A 14,007-nucleotide genomic window follows, 5' to 3' on the forward strand; every position below is an offset into this window, starting at 1 on the left:
CCGACGCCACAAGATCAGGCCACCCGGCCCCGTATCGGTTCTTTACCGACTACCGGACCTTGATGCGCGTGCCCGGCTTCTGGCGGCTGGCCACCATCGGCATGACGTCGAAACTGGCCGCGAGCATGACCAGCCTGAGTCTGCTGCTCCTGGTCAGCAGCGCCTACTCGTACGGGACCGCCGGACTGGCGGTGAGCTGCTCCACCCTCGGCCAGGGCCTGACCGCGCCGTTGCGCGGACGGCTCATCGACCGATATCCGGTCCGCCCGGTCCTGCTCAGCTGCCTTGCCGCCCATCTCACCGCCACCATCGCCGTGATCCTGACAGTGCGGAGCGGCGGTAACGCCACACTGATCTGCTCACTGGCCGCAGCCGTCGGCGCGACTGCTCCACCCGTCGCCGTCATGATGCGTTCCGTCTGGCACAGCGTCACCACCAGCACAACCCTGAACACGGCCATGGCGCTCGACGCTCCATGATGGGTGCCGCGCTCATCGTCGGTCCAGTGCTCGCCAGCTGGCTCAGCCTGTCGCTCTCGCCTCTCCTGCCGTATGCGGCCATCACGGCGATGACGGTCACCACCGTCACACTCGTGGTGTTCAATTCCTCTGCTAGCCTCGCGCCTTCGGCCGCAGCTGGGCATTGGCTGGGGCCTTTGGCGTCGTCGCCGCTGCGACGGCTGCTGGCCGCAGATGCGCTCTTCGTCATGGCTGTGACGGCCGTGGACGTAGTGCTTCCGGTCTACGCGCGCCAGGAGCACGCGGCCGAACTGACCGGCTTGTATCTGGGCAGCCTGGCAGTCGGCAGCGTTGTGGGGAGCTTTGCTCTGGGCACGGCCACGAAGCGGCTGCCGCGCGGGCTCGCACTTCCCGTCCTGCTCGGCCTCTTCGCCCTCGGATGTGCCGCTCTGGCAGTGGCCGCACGGCTCTCCCCGATGGCGGTCCTCATGGTGTGCCCGGTCGCCGGCCTCGTCATCGGGTCTCTCTTTGCCGTCCTGCGCACCACGGGAGGCGATCTGGCCCCGGCTGGGCAGGTCACCGAGACCATGTCCTGGCTCAGTACCCTCGACATGGTCGGCGGTGCAGCAGGGGCAGCCGTGTTCGCCCACCTCGCCGATGCGAAAGGAAGCCCGACGGCGCTCGTGCTCGTCCCCGTGCTGATCGTGACGGCTGCCCTCGCTGGGGCCACTTGTGCCAGATACCGCTGAAGATTCGACGCCGTGAAGCTCTGAAGGTCACAAGTGATGCCGAGGCGAAGACGCCCAAGTCCAGGTCACGTAACGAACTCGGCCCCTTGACGCGTGATGCCCGAGTGGCAGAACTCGGAGCCGAGATCGCCGCTTTGAGCACGACGTGACGAGAGGGGTTGGCATGTCGCAGACCGATGGTGCGCGACTGTTCCGCGAGACATGGATCGCGAGCGTGCGCGAGCACTTCCCGGGTGAGCCGAAGCCGGGCTACGTGACCCCCTGGGAGGACACCCCGGAATGGGAGCGGCAGGCCGCGGGCGCCGTGTATGAACAGGTGCGCCAGTTCCTCACCGTGAGTGCCGGCCACGCGTCGCGGCTGACGCGGGAACAGAAGGGCCGATTCGTCGCGACGTGCTGGACGGCCCAGATGTTCAAGCACTTCGAGGACCCGAAGCCTGGCTATGTGGCCGACTGGGCGAACCTGCCGGACTGGCAGAAGGCGACCGACTCGGACATCTTCGAGGCGATCGAGAAGTCGACGAGCTGAACGAACAGCCCACCGGCGGATGACGAAAGCGCCTCTGTCCGGCATGGAGCCGGGCGGGGGTGCTGCCGCTGCTGACGATCTCCCGGCGGTCGATCATTCCGCGAACCTCCGAGATGGGGATCCACTCGATCCGGTCCGACTCATTCGGCTCGGTCGGAGGCCCGGCATACGTCGCTCCGTCGGCGCGGAAGACATGGTGCTCGGAGTCGGTGATGCCGTTCGCCGGCTGGGCGTACACGAGCGGCTTGATGGCCTCGACCCGCCAGCCGGTCTCCTCTTCGACCTCGCGGGCAGCGGCCTGCTCCGGAGTCTCGTCCGCCTCGATGAGGCCCATGGGAAGTTCCCAGCCCCAGGTGTCCGTGATGAACTGGTGCCGCCACATCATGAGCACGCGCTTCTGGTCGTCGACCACGGCGGCGACCGCCAGGTGCCGCATCCGTACGCGTGGTGCTCCCAGCGGCGGCCGTCCGGCTGCTGTACGTCCACGAGCCACAGGTTGACCCACGGGTTGTTGTAGATCTGCCGCTCGCCATGGACGGTCCACTGCATGAGCCCAACTCCCTCTCGCCGGTGCGGCTTCCAGCATGTCACTCCGACGAGAAGCCGTCCGCCGCGTCATGACACTGGCGGCGGCTGTCAGCGATGTCGGCCGGGTTCTTCGGGGCGCGTGTTCACCCATTGTGGTCGTGGGCTGTGGTGCGGTGGATGTGGGCGATGTGCCGCCGAGGGTGCTTGGCCTGCGTGTGGCCGGTGCGCACTTGGCTGCTGTACTGCCCGCCGAGCTGTGCCGCTCGGGCACCGAGGACTGTGCGGTTCACGGAACGCGCCGTTCGCAAGCCGTACCGTCGCCGTCCCGGTCGAGATGCGGTGCGTAGCCCGGGTCGCCCTCATGCAGCGGTGTGACGCCTGCGGCCCGTGCCTCGTCGCAGTTCTCGAAGTACGGGGAGCTTTCGCTGGGCTGCGGCTCCGGCCCAGTCACCTCGCGCAGGTCAGCCCCGATGATCGTGCCGCCGTGGACCGTGTAGGTGCCCTCGAAGACCCGCACTGAGCCGTCGGTCTGCGTGGCCTCCAACCTGACCGAGACGGTGTCGCCGTCCATGTGGAGGATGTGGACCGTGTCATGGGCTGTGCCGGCGAATCCCTTCACGAAGGCTTCGTAGGAGTCTGAGAGGTTCTTGCCTCCGAGGTCCCACGCCCGTCGATAGTCCTGAGCGTTGATGGCAGCGAAGTACTCGCGGACGACCGACGACGCGTCGGAAGCCGTCGATGGCACTGCCTGCTGGGGGGACGTCGGCGCTGATGTCGGTGGCTCAGCGGTGACGGTGACGGTGTTGGTCGCTGTGGTCGTGCCCTGTGTGCGCGCCGAGTCCGAGCCCCCACAGCCGCACACGCCTATCGCCCCAGCCATCAGCAGCAGGACTCCCCCATGAACAAGCCGGCTCATGGGCATCACCTCACGACACGAGTGTGCCTCCCCTCAGAGTGCGCCGCCGGGCAGCGAGTCAGCAACGTGTGGTCCACATGGCACGCGGCGGAGACGTGGCTGCACGCCGACGGAGATCACCTGAGCCCCCACCATCACAATCAGATCTCGCTCCCCCACCACCCCCTTGCCACCCACCCATGTAATCGATTCCAATCCTCCGTGTAATCGATTCCACAAGGAGGTGGACGGCGATGGCGAGCATCAAGGACGTCGCGGCCGAGGCGGGCGTTTCCGTTGCCACGGTCTCCCGCGTCCTGAACAGTCACCCCTCGGTCAGCCCGGCCGCACGGGCCCGCGTCATCGCCGCGGTGGAGAGCCTCGGCTACCGCCCCAACGCCGTCGCCCGGTCCCTTCGCACCGACCAGACCCGCACCCTCGGCCTGGTCATCAGCGACGTACTGAACCCGTATTTCACGGCCCTGGCCCGCTCCGTCGAGGAGGCGGCCCGCGCGCTCGGCTACAGCGTGATCATCGGCAACGCCGACGAGCGGCCCGAGCTGCAGGACCACCATGTGCGCACGCTCCTGGACCGGCGGATCGACGGGCTCCTGGTCTCCCCCACCGACGGCGGCTCCCCGCTGATCCTGGACGCCGCTCGCTCCGGCACCCCGATGGTGTTCGTGGACCGGTGGATCCCGGGCGTGGACGTCCCCGTCGTCCGTGCCGACGGCCGCCAGGCCGTGCGTGACCTGGTCGCCCATCTGCACGGGCTCGGTCACCGCAGGCTCGCCATCATCGCGGGCCCGGCAGCCACCACCACGGGCAGCGAGCGCGTCGAGGCCTTCCGGGACGCGCTCGGGGCGTACGGGCTCGAGCTTCCGGAGGCGTACATCGGGCAGGGCGACTTCCAGGCCGACAGCGGCCGCCGGGCCACCGAGCGGTTTCTCGCGCTGCCCGAGCCGCCGGAGGCGGTCTTCGCCGCCGACAACCTGATGGCGCTCGGCGCGCTCGACGCGATCCGCGCGCACGGGCTCCGCGTCCCGCACGACATCGCGCTCGCGGCGTTCGACGACATCCCGTGGTTCGTGCACACCGACCCGCCGATCACGGCGATCGCCCAGCCGACCGGTGATCTGGGGCGGGCCGCCGTCCAGGCATTGGCCGACCGGATCGAGGGCAGGCGCCCGCAGTCCGTCACCCTGCCCGCCCATCTCGTCGTACGCCGCTCCTGCGGCGAGTCCCCCACCGACTTGAGGAGCAACACGTGAGCAGCCAGGACGAGTTGCTGCGTATCGAAGCCATACGCAAGACCTTCCCCGGCGTCGTCGCGCTCGACTCCGTCGACTTCGATCTGCGCCGCGGCGAGGTGCATGTCCTGCTCGGCGAGAACGGCGCGGGCAAGAGCACCCTCATCAAGATGCTCTCCGGCGCCTACCGCCCCGACAGCGGCCGCGTCCTGGTGGACGGCGAAGAGGTCCGCATCCACGGCGCGCAGGACGCCGAGCGGCTCGGCATCGCCACGATCTACCAGGAGTTCAATCTCGTGCCCGACCTGACGGTCGCCGAGAACATCTTCCTGGGCCGGCAGCCGCGCCGCTTCGGAATGATCGACCGGAAGGCGATGGAGTCGGCCGCAGAGCTGCTCCTCAAGCGGGTCGGTGTGCAGGTATCGCCCCGCGCCAAGGTGCGTGAACTCGGCATCGCCCGGCTCCAGATGGTGGAGATCGCCAAGGCGCTCAGCCTCGACGCCCGCGTACTGATCATGGATGAGCCGACCGCCGTCCTGACCAGCGAGGAGGTCGACAAACTCTTCGCGATCGTGCGGCAGTTGCGCGCGGACGGCGTCGGCGTCGTCTTCATCACCCACCACCTGGAGGAGATCGCCGCGCTCGGCGACCGCGTCACCGTCCTGCGCGACGGCCGCAGCATCGACCAGGTGCCCGCGTCGACGCCCGAGGACGAGCTCGTACGCCTGATGGTGGGCCGCAGCATCGAGCAGCAGTATCCGCGTGAACGCCCGGACGCCGGGGGTGCGTTGCTCACCGTCGAGGGCCTCACCCGTGACGGTGTGTTCCACGACATCAGCTTCGAGGTGCGGGCCGGTGAGGTCGTCGGTCTCGCCGGGCTCGTGGGCGCCGGGCGCACCGAGGTGGCGCGCGCCGTCTTCGGCGCCGATCCTTACGACGCGGGCTCGGTCGACGTACGCGGTGAGCGGCTGCCCCGGCATGACGTGATCGCCGCGATGGGCGCGGGCATCGGCCTCGTACCGGAGGACCGCAAGGGCCAGGGGCTCGTGCTCGACGCCTCCGTGCAGGAGAACCTCGGTCTGGTGACGCTGCGTTCGGCGACCCGTTCCGGGCTCGTCGACCTGAAGGGTCAGCGGGTCGCCGCGGAGCGGATCGCCGGGCAGCTCGGTGTGCGGATGGCCGGACTCGGCCAGCATGTGCGCACGCTCTCCGGCGGCAACCAGCAGAAGGTCGTCATCGGGAAGTGGCTGCTCGCCGACACGAAGGTGCTCATCCTCGATGAGCCGACGCGCGGCATCGATGTCGGCGCGAAGGTCGAGATCTACCAGCTCATCAACGAACTGACGGCCTCCGGGCACGCGGTCCTGATGATCTCCAGCGATCTGCCCGAGGTCCTCGGCATGAGCGACCGCGTGCTCGTCATGGCGCAGGGCCGCATCGCGGGCGAACTCGCGGCGGACGACGCGACGCAGGACGCGGTGATGGCGCTCGCCGTGAGCAGCGTCAGCAGTACGGCACCTCAGAACGGAACCACCGAAGGGAAGGCCTCCCGTGGCCACTGAAACGCTGAAGAGCAACGCGGGTGGCGCCACCGGTATCCGCCGCCTGCTGCTCGACAACGGCGCGCTGAGCGCCCTGGTCGTCCTGGTGGTGGCGATGTCGCTGCTGTCCGGCGACTTCCTCACCACCCAGAACCTGCTCAATGTGGGCGTGCAGGCCGCCGTGACCGCGATCCTCGCGTTCGGTGTCACCTTCGTCATCGTCTCGGCGGGCATCGACCTGTCGGTCGGCTCGGTGGCCGCCCTTTCCGCCACCGTCCTTGCCTGGACGGCGACTTCACAGGGTCTTCCGGTCTGGCTCGCGGTCGTCCTCGCGGTCGGCACGGGCATGGCGTGCGGCTTCGTCAACGGCCTGCTCGTCTCGTACGGCAAACTCCCGCCGTTCATCGCGACGTTGGCGATGCTGTCGGTCGCCCGCGGCCTCTCCCTGGTCATCTCGCAGGGCAGCCCGATCCCGTTCCCCGACTCGGTCTCCAACCTCGGTGACACCATCGGCGGCTGGCTGCCGGTCCCGGTCATCGTGATGATCGCGATGGGTCTGGTGACGGCCGTCATCCTGGCCCGTACGTACATCGGCCGTTCCATGTACGCGATCGGCGGCAACGAGGAGGCGGCCCGCCTCTCCGGGCTTCGCGTCAAGCGGCAGAAGCTCGTCATCTACGGCCTGTCCGGTCTCTTCGCCGCCGTCGCGGGCATCGTCCTCGCGTCCCGTCTGGTCTCCGCGCAGCCGCAGGCCGCACAGGGGTACGAGCTGGACGCGATCGCCGCGGTCGTCATCGGCGGCGCGAGCCTGGCGGGCGGCGTCGGCAAGGCGTCGGGCACTCTGATCGGCGCGCTGATCCTCGCGGTCCTGCGCAACGGCCTCAACCTCCTTTCCGTGTCCGCCTTCTGGCAGCAGGTCGTGATCGGCGTCGTCATCGCGCTCGCCGTCCTCCTGGACACGCTGCGGCGCAAGGCGGGGGCGACTCCCGGAGCCTCCTCCGGGGCGTCCGGCGGCGTCGGGCGCAAGGGCCCGCAAGCTCTGAAGCTCGGGATCGCCGCCGCGCTGGTGGCGGCCGTGGTCGGCGCCGTCTCCTTCTTCAACAACGGCTCCTCCGGTACGACGACGAAGATCGGCATGTCGCTCTCGACCCTGAACAACCCCTTCTTCGTACAGATGAAGGAGGGAGCGCAGGCCGAGGCCGAGAAGGCCGGCATCGACCTCACGGTCACGGACGCCCAGAACGACGCGTCCCAACAGACCAACCAGCTGCAGAACTTCACCGGCGAAGGCATGAAGTCGATCATCGTCAACCCGGTCGACTCGGACGCGGTGGGTCCCGCGGTGCGCGGCGCCAACAAGTCGGACATCCCGGTGATCGCCGCCGACCGCGGCGTGAACAAGGCGAAGGCGGCGACGCTCGTGGCCTCCGACAACGTCGCGGGCGGCAAGCTGGCGGCGAAGACCCTCGCGGAGAAGCTGGGCGGCAAGGGCAAGATCGTCACGCTGCAGGGCGTCGCGGGCACGTCGGCGAGCCGCGAGCGCGGCAAGGGCTTCGCCGAAGGCCTCAAGGAGTACCCGGGCATCGAGGTCGTCGCCTCGCAGCCCGCGGACTTCGACCGCACCAAGGGCCTGGACGTCATGACGAACCTGATCCAGTCCAACCCCGGCATCGACGGCGTCTTCGCCGAGAACGACGAGATGGCGCTCGGCGCGGCCAAGGCGCTCGGCGACAAGGCGGGCAAGTCGGTCGCGGTGGTCGGCTTCGACGGAACTCCCGACGGCCTGAAGGCGGTTGAGGCGGGCACGCTCCACGCGTCCGTGGCACAGCAGCCGAAGGAGCTGGGCCGCATCGCCGTGCAGAACGCGGTGCGGACGGCCCGGGGCAAGGACGTCGATTCGATGGTGAAGGTCCCGGTGAAGGTGGTCACGAAGAAGAACGTGTCCGACTTCTCCTGACCGGCCCCCGTCGCCGTACCTTCGCCTTACGCCCTTACGCCCTTACGCCCTTCGACCTACGCAGGAGCAGGATCCACCGATGCACGACCATGACGACGCCTCGTACGACCTCCTGGTCGTGGGGTCGGCCAACGCCGACCTGGTGATCGGCGTCGAGCGCCGCCCCGCCCCCGGCGAGACGGTGCTCGGCTCCGACCTCGCGACGCACCCCGGCGGCAAGGGCGCGAACCAGTCGGTCGCGGCGGCCCGCCTGGGCGCACGCACCGCGCTGCTCGCCCGGGTCGGCGACGACGCGCACGGCAGGCTCCTGCTCGACTCGCAGCGCGCGGCGGGCGCGGACACGGTCGGCGTCCTGGTCGGCGGGGCGCCCACCGGCGTCGCGCTGATCACGGTCGACCCGTCGGGCGACAACAGCATCGTCGTGTCGCCGGGCGCGAACGCCCGCCTGACCCCCGAGGACATCCGCGCGGCGGGCAGCCTGCTCGCCGCGTCGCGGGTCGTCTCGACGCAACTGGAGATCCCGATCGAGACGGTCACGGAGGTGGTACGCACCCTGCCGCGGGACACCCGTTTCGTCCTGAACCCCTCTCCCCCCGCTCCTCTGCCGCCCGAAGTCCTCGCGGCCTGCGACCCGTTGGTGGTGAACGAACACGAGGCGCGCTACATCCTGGGCGCCGAAGCGTCCTCCGGCACCCCGGAGGACTGGGCCCGTGCCCTGCTGTCCCTCGGCCCACGCTCGGTGGTGATCACCCTCGGCGCGGAGGGCGCCCTGACGGCGGACGGCATCAACTCCCCTGCACGCGTGCCCAGTCCACAGGTCGAAGCAGTGGACACGACGGGTGCCGGTGACGCTTTCACCGCCGCTCTGGCCTGGCGCCTGGGCCGGGGAGACGACCTCCCGACGGCGGCCGCGTTCGCCGCACGCGTGGGCGCGGCGTCGGTCACGCGGCGGGGCGCGCAGGAGTCGTATCCGACAGCGAAGGAAATCGAGCCCCGGCCGTGAAGAAGTCCGGCATCCTGAACCGTGAACTCGCGGGCGCCATAGCCGAGTTGGGCCACGGCCACACAGTCCTGATCTGCGACGCGGGCATGCCGATCCCGCCGGGCCGACGCGTGGTCGACCTGGCTTTCCGCGCCGGGGTCCCGTCCTTCGCCGAGGTCCTGGACGGCGTACTCGCGGAACTGGTGACGGAGGGCGGCACGGCGGCCACGGAACTCCACGAGGCGAACCCTCCCACGGCCCACCTCCTGACCAGCCGCGTCACCCCCCTCCGCCTGGTCCCCCACGAGGAACTGAAACACCTCACGTCGACCGCCCACCTGGTCATCCGCACGGGCGAGGCGACGCCGTACGCGAATGTGCTGCTGCGATGCGGGGTGTTCTTCTAACCCGCCCGGATGCCGCCTGCAAGGTTTCGGCAAGCCCTCGGCAAGGCTTCCGCCCGCGCCGCCGGGCATTCCCCGTCCGGAGAGTTGTTCTCACACAACACCGGGGGAACCAATGTCATCTGACATCAGCTCAGGGAGCGCGGGGTCGGCCCAGTGGCTCACCCTGTCCGGCTGCAAACGCGTCCTGGTCGTCATCCACACCGAGGTGTACGGCCGGCGCCTGCGGGATCTGCTTCCGCTCCTGGAGTCCGATCTGCGCGTCCAGGTCGACTTCACCATCGCGCCACACGCGTTCAACGCCGGGGCCGAGCGCTCCCTGCACGGCCTGGACAGCACTGTCCTGCCGTGGGATGCGGCGCTGCGCACCGCGTACGACCTGGTGCTCGCCGCCGGTTCACAGGGCATCGAGCAGCTCCGCGGCCCGCTGGTGCGGCTGCCGCACGGCGCGGGACACAACAAGCTCTCGCGCACGGGCGACGACCGGCACCCGGGGGCGCCGCGGACCGTGGGCGGGATGGGGCGCCAGTACCTGATGCGGGACGGCAAGGTGGTGCCGCGGGCGGTGGCACTCGCGCACCGCGACGACCTGGCGACGCTGGCCAGGACCTGCCCCGAGGCGCTGCCGGTCGCCGAGGTGGTCGGTGACGCGACCCACGACCGGATCGTGGCGAGCCTTCCGCTGCGCCGCCGCTACCGCGCGGCACTCGGCGTGCGCCGCGGCCAGAAGCTGCTCCTCGTCTCCTCCACCTGGGGGATCGGCTCGTCGTTCAACCGGCTCGACGCCCTGCTGCCCCGGCTCCTGACGGAACTCCCGCCCGACCGGTATCTGATCGCCGTCCTCGTCCATCCCAACGTCTGGTCCGGGCACGGCGACTGGCAGGTGCGGTCCTGGCTTTCGGCGGCCCGCCGCCGGGGGATCGTGGTGATCCCTCCGGAGGCCGACTGGCGGCCGCCGCTGATCGCCGCGGACTGGGTGATCGGCGACCACGGCTCGGTCACCCTGTACGCGACGCTGACCCGGGCGGCGATCCTGCTGGCCCGCTTCCCCGCCGCCGATGTCGATCTGGCGTCCCCGGGCGCGGAACTGGCCAGAACCGCGCCCGCCCTCTCCCCCGCCCACCCCCTGCCGGAGCAGCTCGCCTACGCACGCGCCGAGTACCCGGCGCAGGAGTACGCGCGCATCGCCCGCCGCATCTCGTCCGAGCCCGGCCGCTTCGGCCGCAACGCGCGACGCCTGATGTACGGCCTGCTCGGCCTGGGCGAACCTGCCTATGCCCCGGATCTGCCTTCCCTGCCGCTGCCCGGCAATTGGGCGGAGGCGGCGAGAGGCGAGGTGCCGGCGTGAGCGGGGCGGTGGCCGGGAAGGGACACGGCAGCCTCGACGAGCAGGTGATCGCCTACCCCGACAAGCCAGTGATCGTCTGCCTCGACGAGCCGAGGGGTGACGACGGGGGCGGCGCCTGGCGGCAGTGCGCCGATGTCCTGTACGCGATCCGTCCGCGGCTGCCGCTCGCCGAGGCGACGGCACTGTCCCGCCAGATCCTGGACCGCCATCCGGGCTGCGTGCTCGCCCTGGTGCCCGCCTTGGTCCCCGCCCGGGACGAGCACTGGGTGGCCCGCGTCCGTTCCGGCGTTCAGGTCGTGATCGGCCCGCCGCCTCCCGCCGGCGCGGAACCTCACCCACTGGCCGCCGTACGTCTCGCATCGGCGCTGTACGCAGCACTGGTCACCCCAGGGACCGCAGCCGCTCCTCCAGGCGGCGGGTGTCGGTCGCGCTGACCGCCGCATAGCGGGCCAGGGACTGGACGTACCACTCCCTGGCCCGCTCCGGGACACCCCGTTCCGCTGCGCCTTCGCCGAGCATCTCCAGGACGCGGCCCTGCCAGTGCACGGAGCCGGTGACCTCGAACTCGACGAGAGCCTGAAGCAGTTGGGCCTCAGCGTGAGCGAAGTCGGCGCCTGGGACGCGTGCGAGGGCGCGCCCCAGGAAGGCCAGGGCGCGGGCCGCGTCGTAGGGGTCGTCCACGGCGAGCAGCTCCGCGCGGGCGCGGGTGAGTTCGGGCAGGGCGTCGGCGGGGCGGTCGGCGGCCAGGGCCACGTCGCCCAGGCAGAGCCGGGTCAGCGCGGCGCCACGCCGATAACCGATGTCCTCCCGCAGGGCGAGGGCGAGGCTGAAGTGCTGGGTGGCTTCGGCGAGTCGGCCTGCAAGACGACAGGTCTGCCCGAGCCCGTGCAGGGCCTGCGCCTCGGCCTTACGCGCGACACCCAGCCGCTCGACGCGGCCGGGGCTCGCCTGTTCGGCGGCCAGCCGCTCAGCACCTTCACGGCCCGGCCGTCCGGCGGTCAGCCGCTCAGCACCTTCACGGCCCGGCTGTTCGGCGGGCAGCCGCTCGCCGCCTTCACGGCCCGGCCATCCGGCGGCCAACCGCTCAGCGCCCTCACGGCCCGGCCGTCCGGCGGCCAACCGCTCACCGCCATCAGCGCCTGGCTGATCGGCGAGCAGCCACTCGCCGCCTTCACGGCCCACCTGCCCGGCGGCCAACCGCTCAGCGCCTTCCTGACCCGGCCGTCCGGCGGCCAACCGCTCACCGCCCTCCTGACCCGGCCGTCCGGCGGCCAACCGCTCAGCGCCATCATCGCCTGGCTGTTCGGCGGTCAGTCGGGCCACGTCCTGGCGTGCGAGGACGAGTGCCTGGCCGAACCAGTCCATGGCCTCGTCGTGCCGGCCGACGTTGCGCAGTCCCGCGCCGCCCGAGGTGAGCATGCGGTTCTCACCTCGGCGGTCTCCGGCCCGACGGGCCGCATCGCGTCCGGTCTCGTGGGCCTCGATCCACAGGTCGTAGGGGCGCAGCCGCAGGAACAGCGGCCAGAGCGCGTCGGCGAGCATCCACACGGAGTCGTGCCAGCCCCGCTCTGCAGCGGTGCGCAGCACGGCCATGAGCTGTGCCCGTTCGGCGTCGAGCCAGCGCAGGGCGCTCGGCGCGTCGTCGAAGGGCGGCGGCTGTGTGACGGGCCGCGCGTACGCGCGGCGCAGGGTGCGGTGGCTGGGGGTCAGGAGCGCCTCCGCTGCCGTCGCCGCCGACAGACCGAAGTCCACGACCCGCCGGACCGTCGCCTCGACTTCGGCGGGCGTCTCCGCCTCTTCCGCGGCTCTCGTCGCGTGCGCGCGGACCAAGTCGTGGAAGCGGTACCGGCCTTGGCCGGTGACGGGCGCGGGACCGAGGTCCTCGATGAGATTTACCTCCGCCAGCTCGTCGAGCACCCGCTCGGCCTCGGCGGGCGACACCTCGCAAGCCGCCGCGGCGAACGGAACGCTCAGGACGGCGACCGGCGCGAGTCCCAATCTCCGGTAGCAGCTAGCGAGTTCGGCATCGAGCAGGCGGTACGACTCGTCGAGGGCACCTCGCACCGCGTAGTCCCCTTCCACCCACAGCGCGTCCAGCGCCTCCGAACCGTCATCGCCGAGCGCCCCCGCCATCACCGACAGGGGCTGCCGGGGCCGGGCCGCCACCCGTGCCCCCGCGACGCACACGGCGAGCGGCAGGCCCGCGCAGGCCCTGGCCACCGTCAGCGCAGCCTCGGGCTCCCGGCCCACCCGGTCGGCACCGATACGCCGCCGCAGCAGCTCCACGGCGTCGCCGGTGCCCAGAACCTCCAGCGGGTGGAAGGCCGCCCCGTCCATCCCCAGGCCCGTGAGCCGGGCGCGGCTCGTCACCGCCGTCAGCGCGCCCGGCGCACCCGGCAGGAGCGGCCGGACCTGCGCGGCGCTCACCGCGTTGTCGAGGAGTACGGCGATGCGTGCGCCCGCGGTCGCCGAACGCCACAGCGCCGCCTGCTCGTTGAGCTCCGCCGGGATCTGTTCATGGCCGAGCGCGCGCAGGAACTCCCCGAGGAGTTCACCGGGGCGCGCGGGTCCGCCGCCGGAGTGGCCCCGCAGATCGGCGTACAGCTGTCCGTCGGGGAAGGAGTCGCTGAGGCCGATGAGCCAGCGGCGGGCCAGCGTGGTCTTGCCCACTCCGGCCGGTCCGCTGATGACGGCGAGCACGGGACCGCTCCCGACGGAGCGGGCAAGCCGGTCGAGCCCGGCGAGTTCCCGGCTTCGGTTGGTGAAGTGGGCGGGTACGGGGGGTAGTTGGCGTGGTATCGCGCGGTCCGGCGGTGTGCGGAGGGCGGGTTCCGAGTGGATGTGGATGCCGCCATGGATGTCGTGGGCCTGCACCACGGGTCCCCCGATCCGGGCGGACGACGCGATGGTGTTGTCCACCTGTCTCCCGGAGCCGGCGGACGCATCGCTGGTGAGCCAGTCCCGTAACTCTGCGGCGAGGGACGGCCACCGCGCCGCCTCCCGGGCGAGCGCATCGGCCAGTTCCCGGACGGCGTCCCCCTCGCTCGGCCCGCTCCGCGCCGTCGCCCACGCTCGTACCAGCGAGGCCGTGGCGGGCGTCGCCAGCTCATGCGTCCGGTCGTTCCCGTCGATCCCGTCGATCCGGTCGATCCCGTCGATCCGGTCGATCCGGTCGATCCGGTCAAGGAGGGCACGTCTCGCACGCGACCGGGGCGCGGCCAGAGTGAGGGCGGCTGACAATTCCGCGGCCGTCACCTGGTCCATTCCCCCGCCTCTCGCCGATTCTCCCGGCTCCCACCGACTCCCCCTACCCGTCGGCCGTTCCCTCCAGACCAAATGGCAAGCCAACTCGAACGATTGAGCCAA

13 protein-coding genes and 1 pseudogene are annotated in these 14,007 nt (G+C 71.0%); 10 read left to right on the forward strand and 4 right to left on the reverse strand.

The window, feature by feature from the left end; genetic code table 11:
* Window positions 1-68: 68 nt before the first annotated feature.
* The 3 genes from AB0O76_RS12240 to AB0O76_RS12250 all read left to right on the forward strand — a co-directional run bounded on the left by AB0O76_RS12240 (window position 69) and on the right by AB0O76_RS12250 (window position 1,736).
* Entirely contained in the window at window positions 69-479 is a 411-nt protein-coding gene (locus AB0O76_RS12240; protein ID WP_365488484.1) for a hypothetical protein, read from the forward strand.
* A complete protein-coding gene (locus AB0O76_RS12245; RefSeq protein ID WP_365488486.1) occupies window positions 476-1,207 on the forward strand; it encodes an MFS transporter in 732 nt (243 codons plus the stop codon). Before AB0O76_RS12240 ends, AB0O76_RS12245 begins: the two co-directional genes overlap by 4 nt.
* Before the next feature lie 163 nt (window positions 1,208-1,370).
* Window positions 1,371-1,736: a hypothetical protein gene (locus AB0O76_RS12250; RefSeq protein WP_365488489.1), complete on the forward strand. Its 366-nt coding sequence runs from the start codon at window positions 1,371-1,373 to the stop codon at window positions 1,734-1,736.
* On the opposite strand, the pseudogene AB0O76_RS12255 reads toward AB0O76_RS12250, so the two are convergent.
* The 3 genes and pseudogenes from AB0O76_RS12255 to AB0O76_RS12265 all read right to left on the reverse strand — a co-directional run bounded on the left by AB0O76_RS12255 (window position 1,621) and on the right by AB0O76_RS12265 (window position 3,180).
* Window positions 1,621-2,285, reverse strand: a pseudogene (locus tag AB0O76_RS12255) (NUDIX hydrolase). The gene AB0O76_RS12250 and the pseudogene AB0O76_RS12255 sit on opposite strands and share 116 nt — an antisense overlap.
* Before the next feature lie 122 nt (window positions 2,286-2,407).
* Complete coding sequence (locus AB0O76_RS12260; protein WP_365488492.1) at window positions 2,408-2,554, reverse strand: hypothetical protein; 147 nt, start codon at window positions 2,552-2,554, stop codon at window positions 2,408-2,410.
* On the reverse strand, window positions 2,551-3,180 hold the full coding sequence (locus AB0O76_RS12265; RefSeq protein WP_365488495.1) for an excalibur calcium-binding domain-containing protein: 630 nt from the start codon (window positions 3,178-3,180) through the stop codon (window positions 2,551-2,553). Before AB0O76_RS12265 ends, AB0O76_RS12260 begins: the two co-directional genes overlap by 4 nt.
* Before the next feature lie 233 nt (window positions 3,181-3,413).
* On the opposite strand from AB0O76_RS12265, the gene AB0O76_RS12270 reads away from it, so the two are divergent.
* The 7 genes from AB0O76_RS12270 (at window position 3,414) to AB0O76_RS12300 (ending at window position 11,075) form a co-directional block, all read left to right on the forward strand.
* Window positions 3,414-4,430: a LacI family DNA-binding transcriptional regulator gene (locus AB0O76_RS12270; protein ID WP_365488498.1), complete on the forward strand. Its 1,017-nt coding sequence runs from the start codon at window positions 3,414-3,416 to the stop codon at window positions 4,428-4,430.
* The gene (locus tag AB0O76_RS12275) at window positions 4,427-5,971 is read left to right on the forward strand and encodes a sugar ABC transporter ATP-binding protein (RefSeq protein WP_365488501.1); all 1,545 of its coding nucleotides are present in this window, start codon (window positions 4,427-4,429) and stop codon (window positions 5,969-5,971) included. Before AB0O76_RS12270 ends, AB0O76_RS12275 begins: the two co-directional genes overlap by 4 nt.
* On the forward strand, window positions 5,961-7,907 hold the full coding sequence (locus AB0O76_RS12280) for a substrate-binding domain-containing protein (RefSeq protein ID WP_365488503.1): 1,947 nt from the start codon (window positions 5,961-5,963) through the stop codon (window positions 7,905-7,907). The genes AB0O76_RS12275 and AB0O76_RS12280 overlap by 11 nt, the downstream gene beginning before the upstream one ends.
* Before the next feature lie 79 nt (window positions 7,908-7,986).
* Window positions 7,987-8,910, forward strand: coding sequence for a ribokinase (locus AB0O76_RS12285; protein ID WP_365488506.1), 924 nt, complete (start codon window positions 7,987-7,989; stop codon window positions 8,908-8,910).
* A complete protein-coding gene (gene rbsD, locus AB0O76_RS12290) occupies window positions 8,907-9,296 on the forward strand; it encodes a D-ribose pyranase (RefSeq protein ID WP_365488509.1) in 390 nt (129 codons plus the stop codon). The genes AB0O76_RS12285 and rbsD overlap by 4 nt, the downstream gene beginning before the upstream one ends.
* Window positions 9,297-9,408: 112 nt before the next feature.
* Window positions 9,409-10,641, forward strand: coding sequence for a hypothetical protein (locus AB0O76_RS12295; RefSeq protein ID WP_365488512.1), 1,233 nt, complete (start codon window positions 9,409-9,411; stop codon window positions 10,639-10,641).
* On the forward strand, window positions 10,638-11,075 hold the full coding sequence (locus AB0O76_RS12300; RefSeq protein ID WP_365488515.1) for a hypothetical protein: 438 nt from the start codon (window positions 10,638-10,640) through the stop codon (window positions 11,073-11,075). Before AB0O76_RS12295 ends, AB0O76_RS12300 begins: the two co-directional genes overlap by 4 nt.
* Here AB0O76_RS12300 and AB0O76_RS12305 read toward each other — a convergent pair.
* A complete protein-coding gene (locus tag AB0O76_RS12305) occupies window positions 11,023-13,905 on the reverse strand; it encodes a hypothetical protein (RefSeq protein WP_365488518.1) in 2,883 nt (960 codons plus the stop codon). The two genes, AB0O76_RS12300 and AB0O76_RS12305, sit on opposite strands and share 53 nt — an antisense overlap.
* Between the last annotated feature and the right edge of the window lie 102 nt (window positions 13,906-14,007).

The sequence above is a fragment of the Streptomyces sp. NPDC086554 genome (assembly GCF_040686095.1).
Lineage (GTDB): Bacteria > Actinomycetota > Actinomycetes > Streptomycetales > Streptomycetaceae > Streptomyces.

What these genes read in the sequence shown, in the direction of transcription:
- AB0O76_RS12265 (WP_365488495.1), bottom strand. Translation starts at nt 3,180, where the DNA reads ATGAGCCGGCTTGTTCATGGGGGAGTCCTGCTGCTGATGGCTGGGGCG.
- AB0O76_RS12285 (WP_365488506.1), top strand. Translation starts at nt 7,987, where the DNA reads ATGCACGACCATGACGACGCCTCGTACGACCTCCTGGTCGTGGGGTCG.
- AB0O76_RS12245 (WP_365488486.1), top strand. Translation starts at nt 476, where the DNA reads ATGATGGGTGCCGCGCTCATCGTCGGTCCAGTGCTCGCCAGCTGGCTC.
- AB0O76_RS12295 (WP_365488512.1), top strand. Translation starts at nt 9,409, where the DNA reads ATGTCATCTGACATCAGCTCAGGGAGCGCGGGGTCGGCCCAGTGGCTC.
- AB0O76_RS12250 (WP_365488489.1), top strand. Translation starts at nt 1,371, where the DNA reads ATGTCGCAGACCGATGGTGCGCGACTGTTCCGCGAGACATGGATCGCG.
- AB0O76_RS12270 (WP_365488498.1), top strand. Translation starts at nt 3,414, where the DNA reads ATGGCGAGCATCAAGGACGTCGCGGCCGAGGCGGGCGTTTCCGTTGCC.
- AB0O76_RS12305 (WP_365488518.1), bottom strand. Translation starts at nt 13,905, where the DNA reads ATGGACCAGGTGACGGCCGCGGAATTGTCAGCCGCCCTCACTCTGGCC.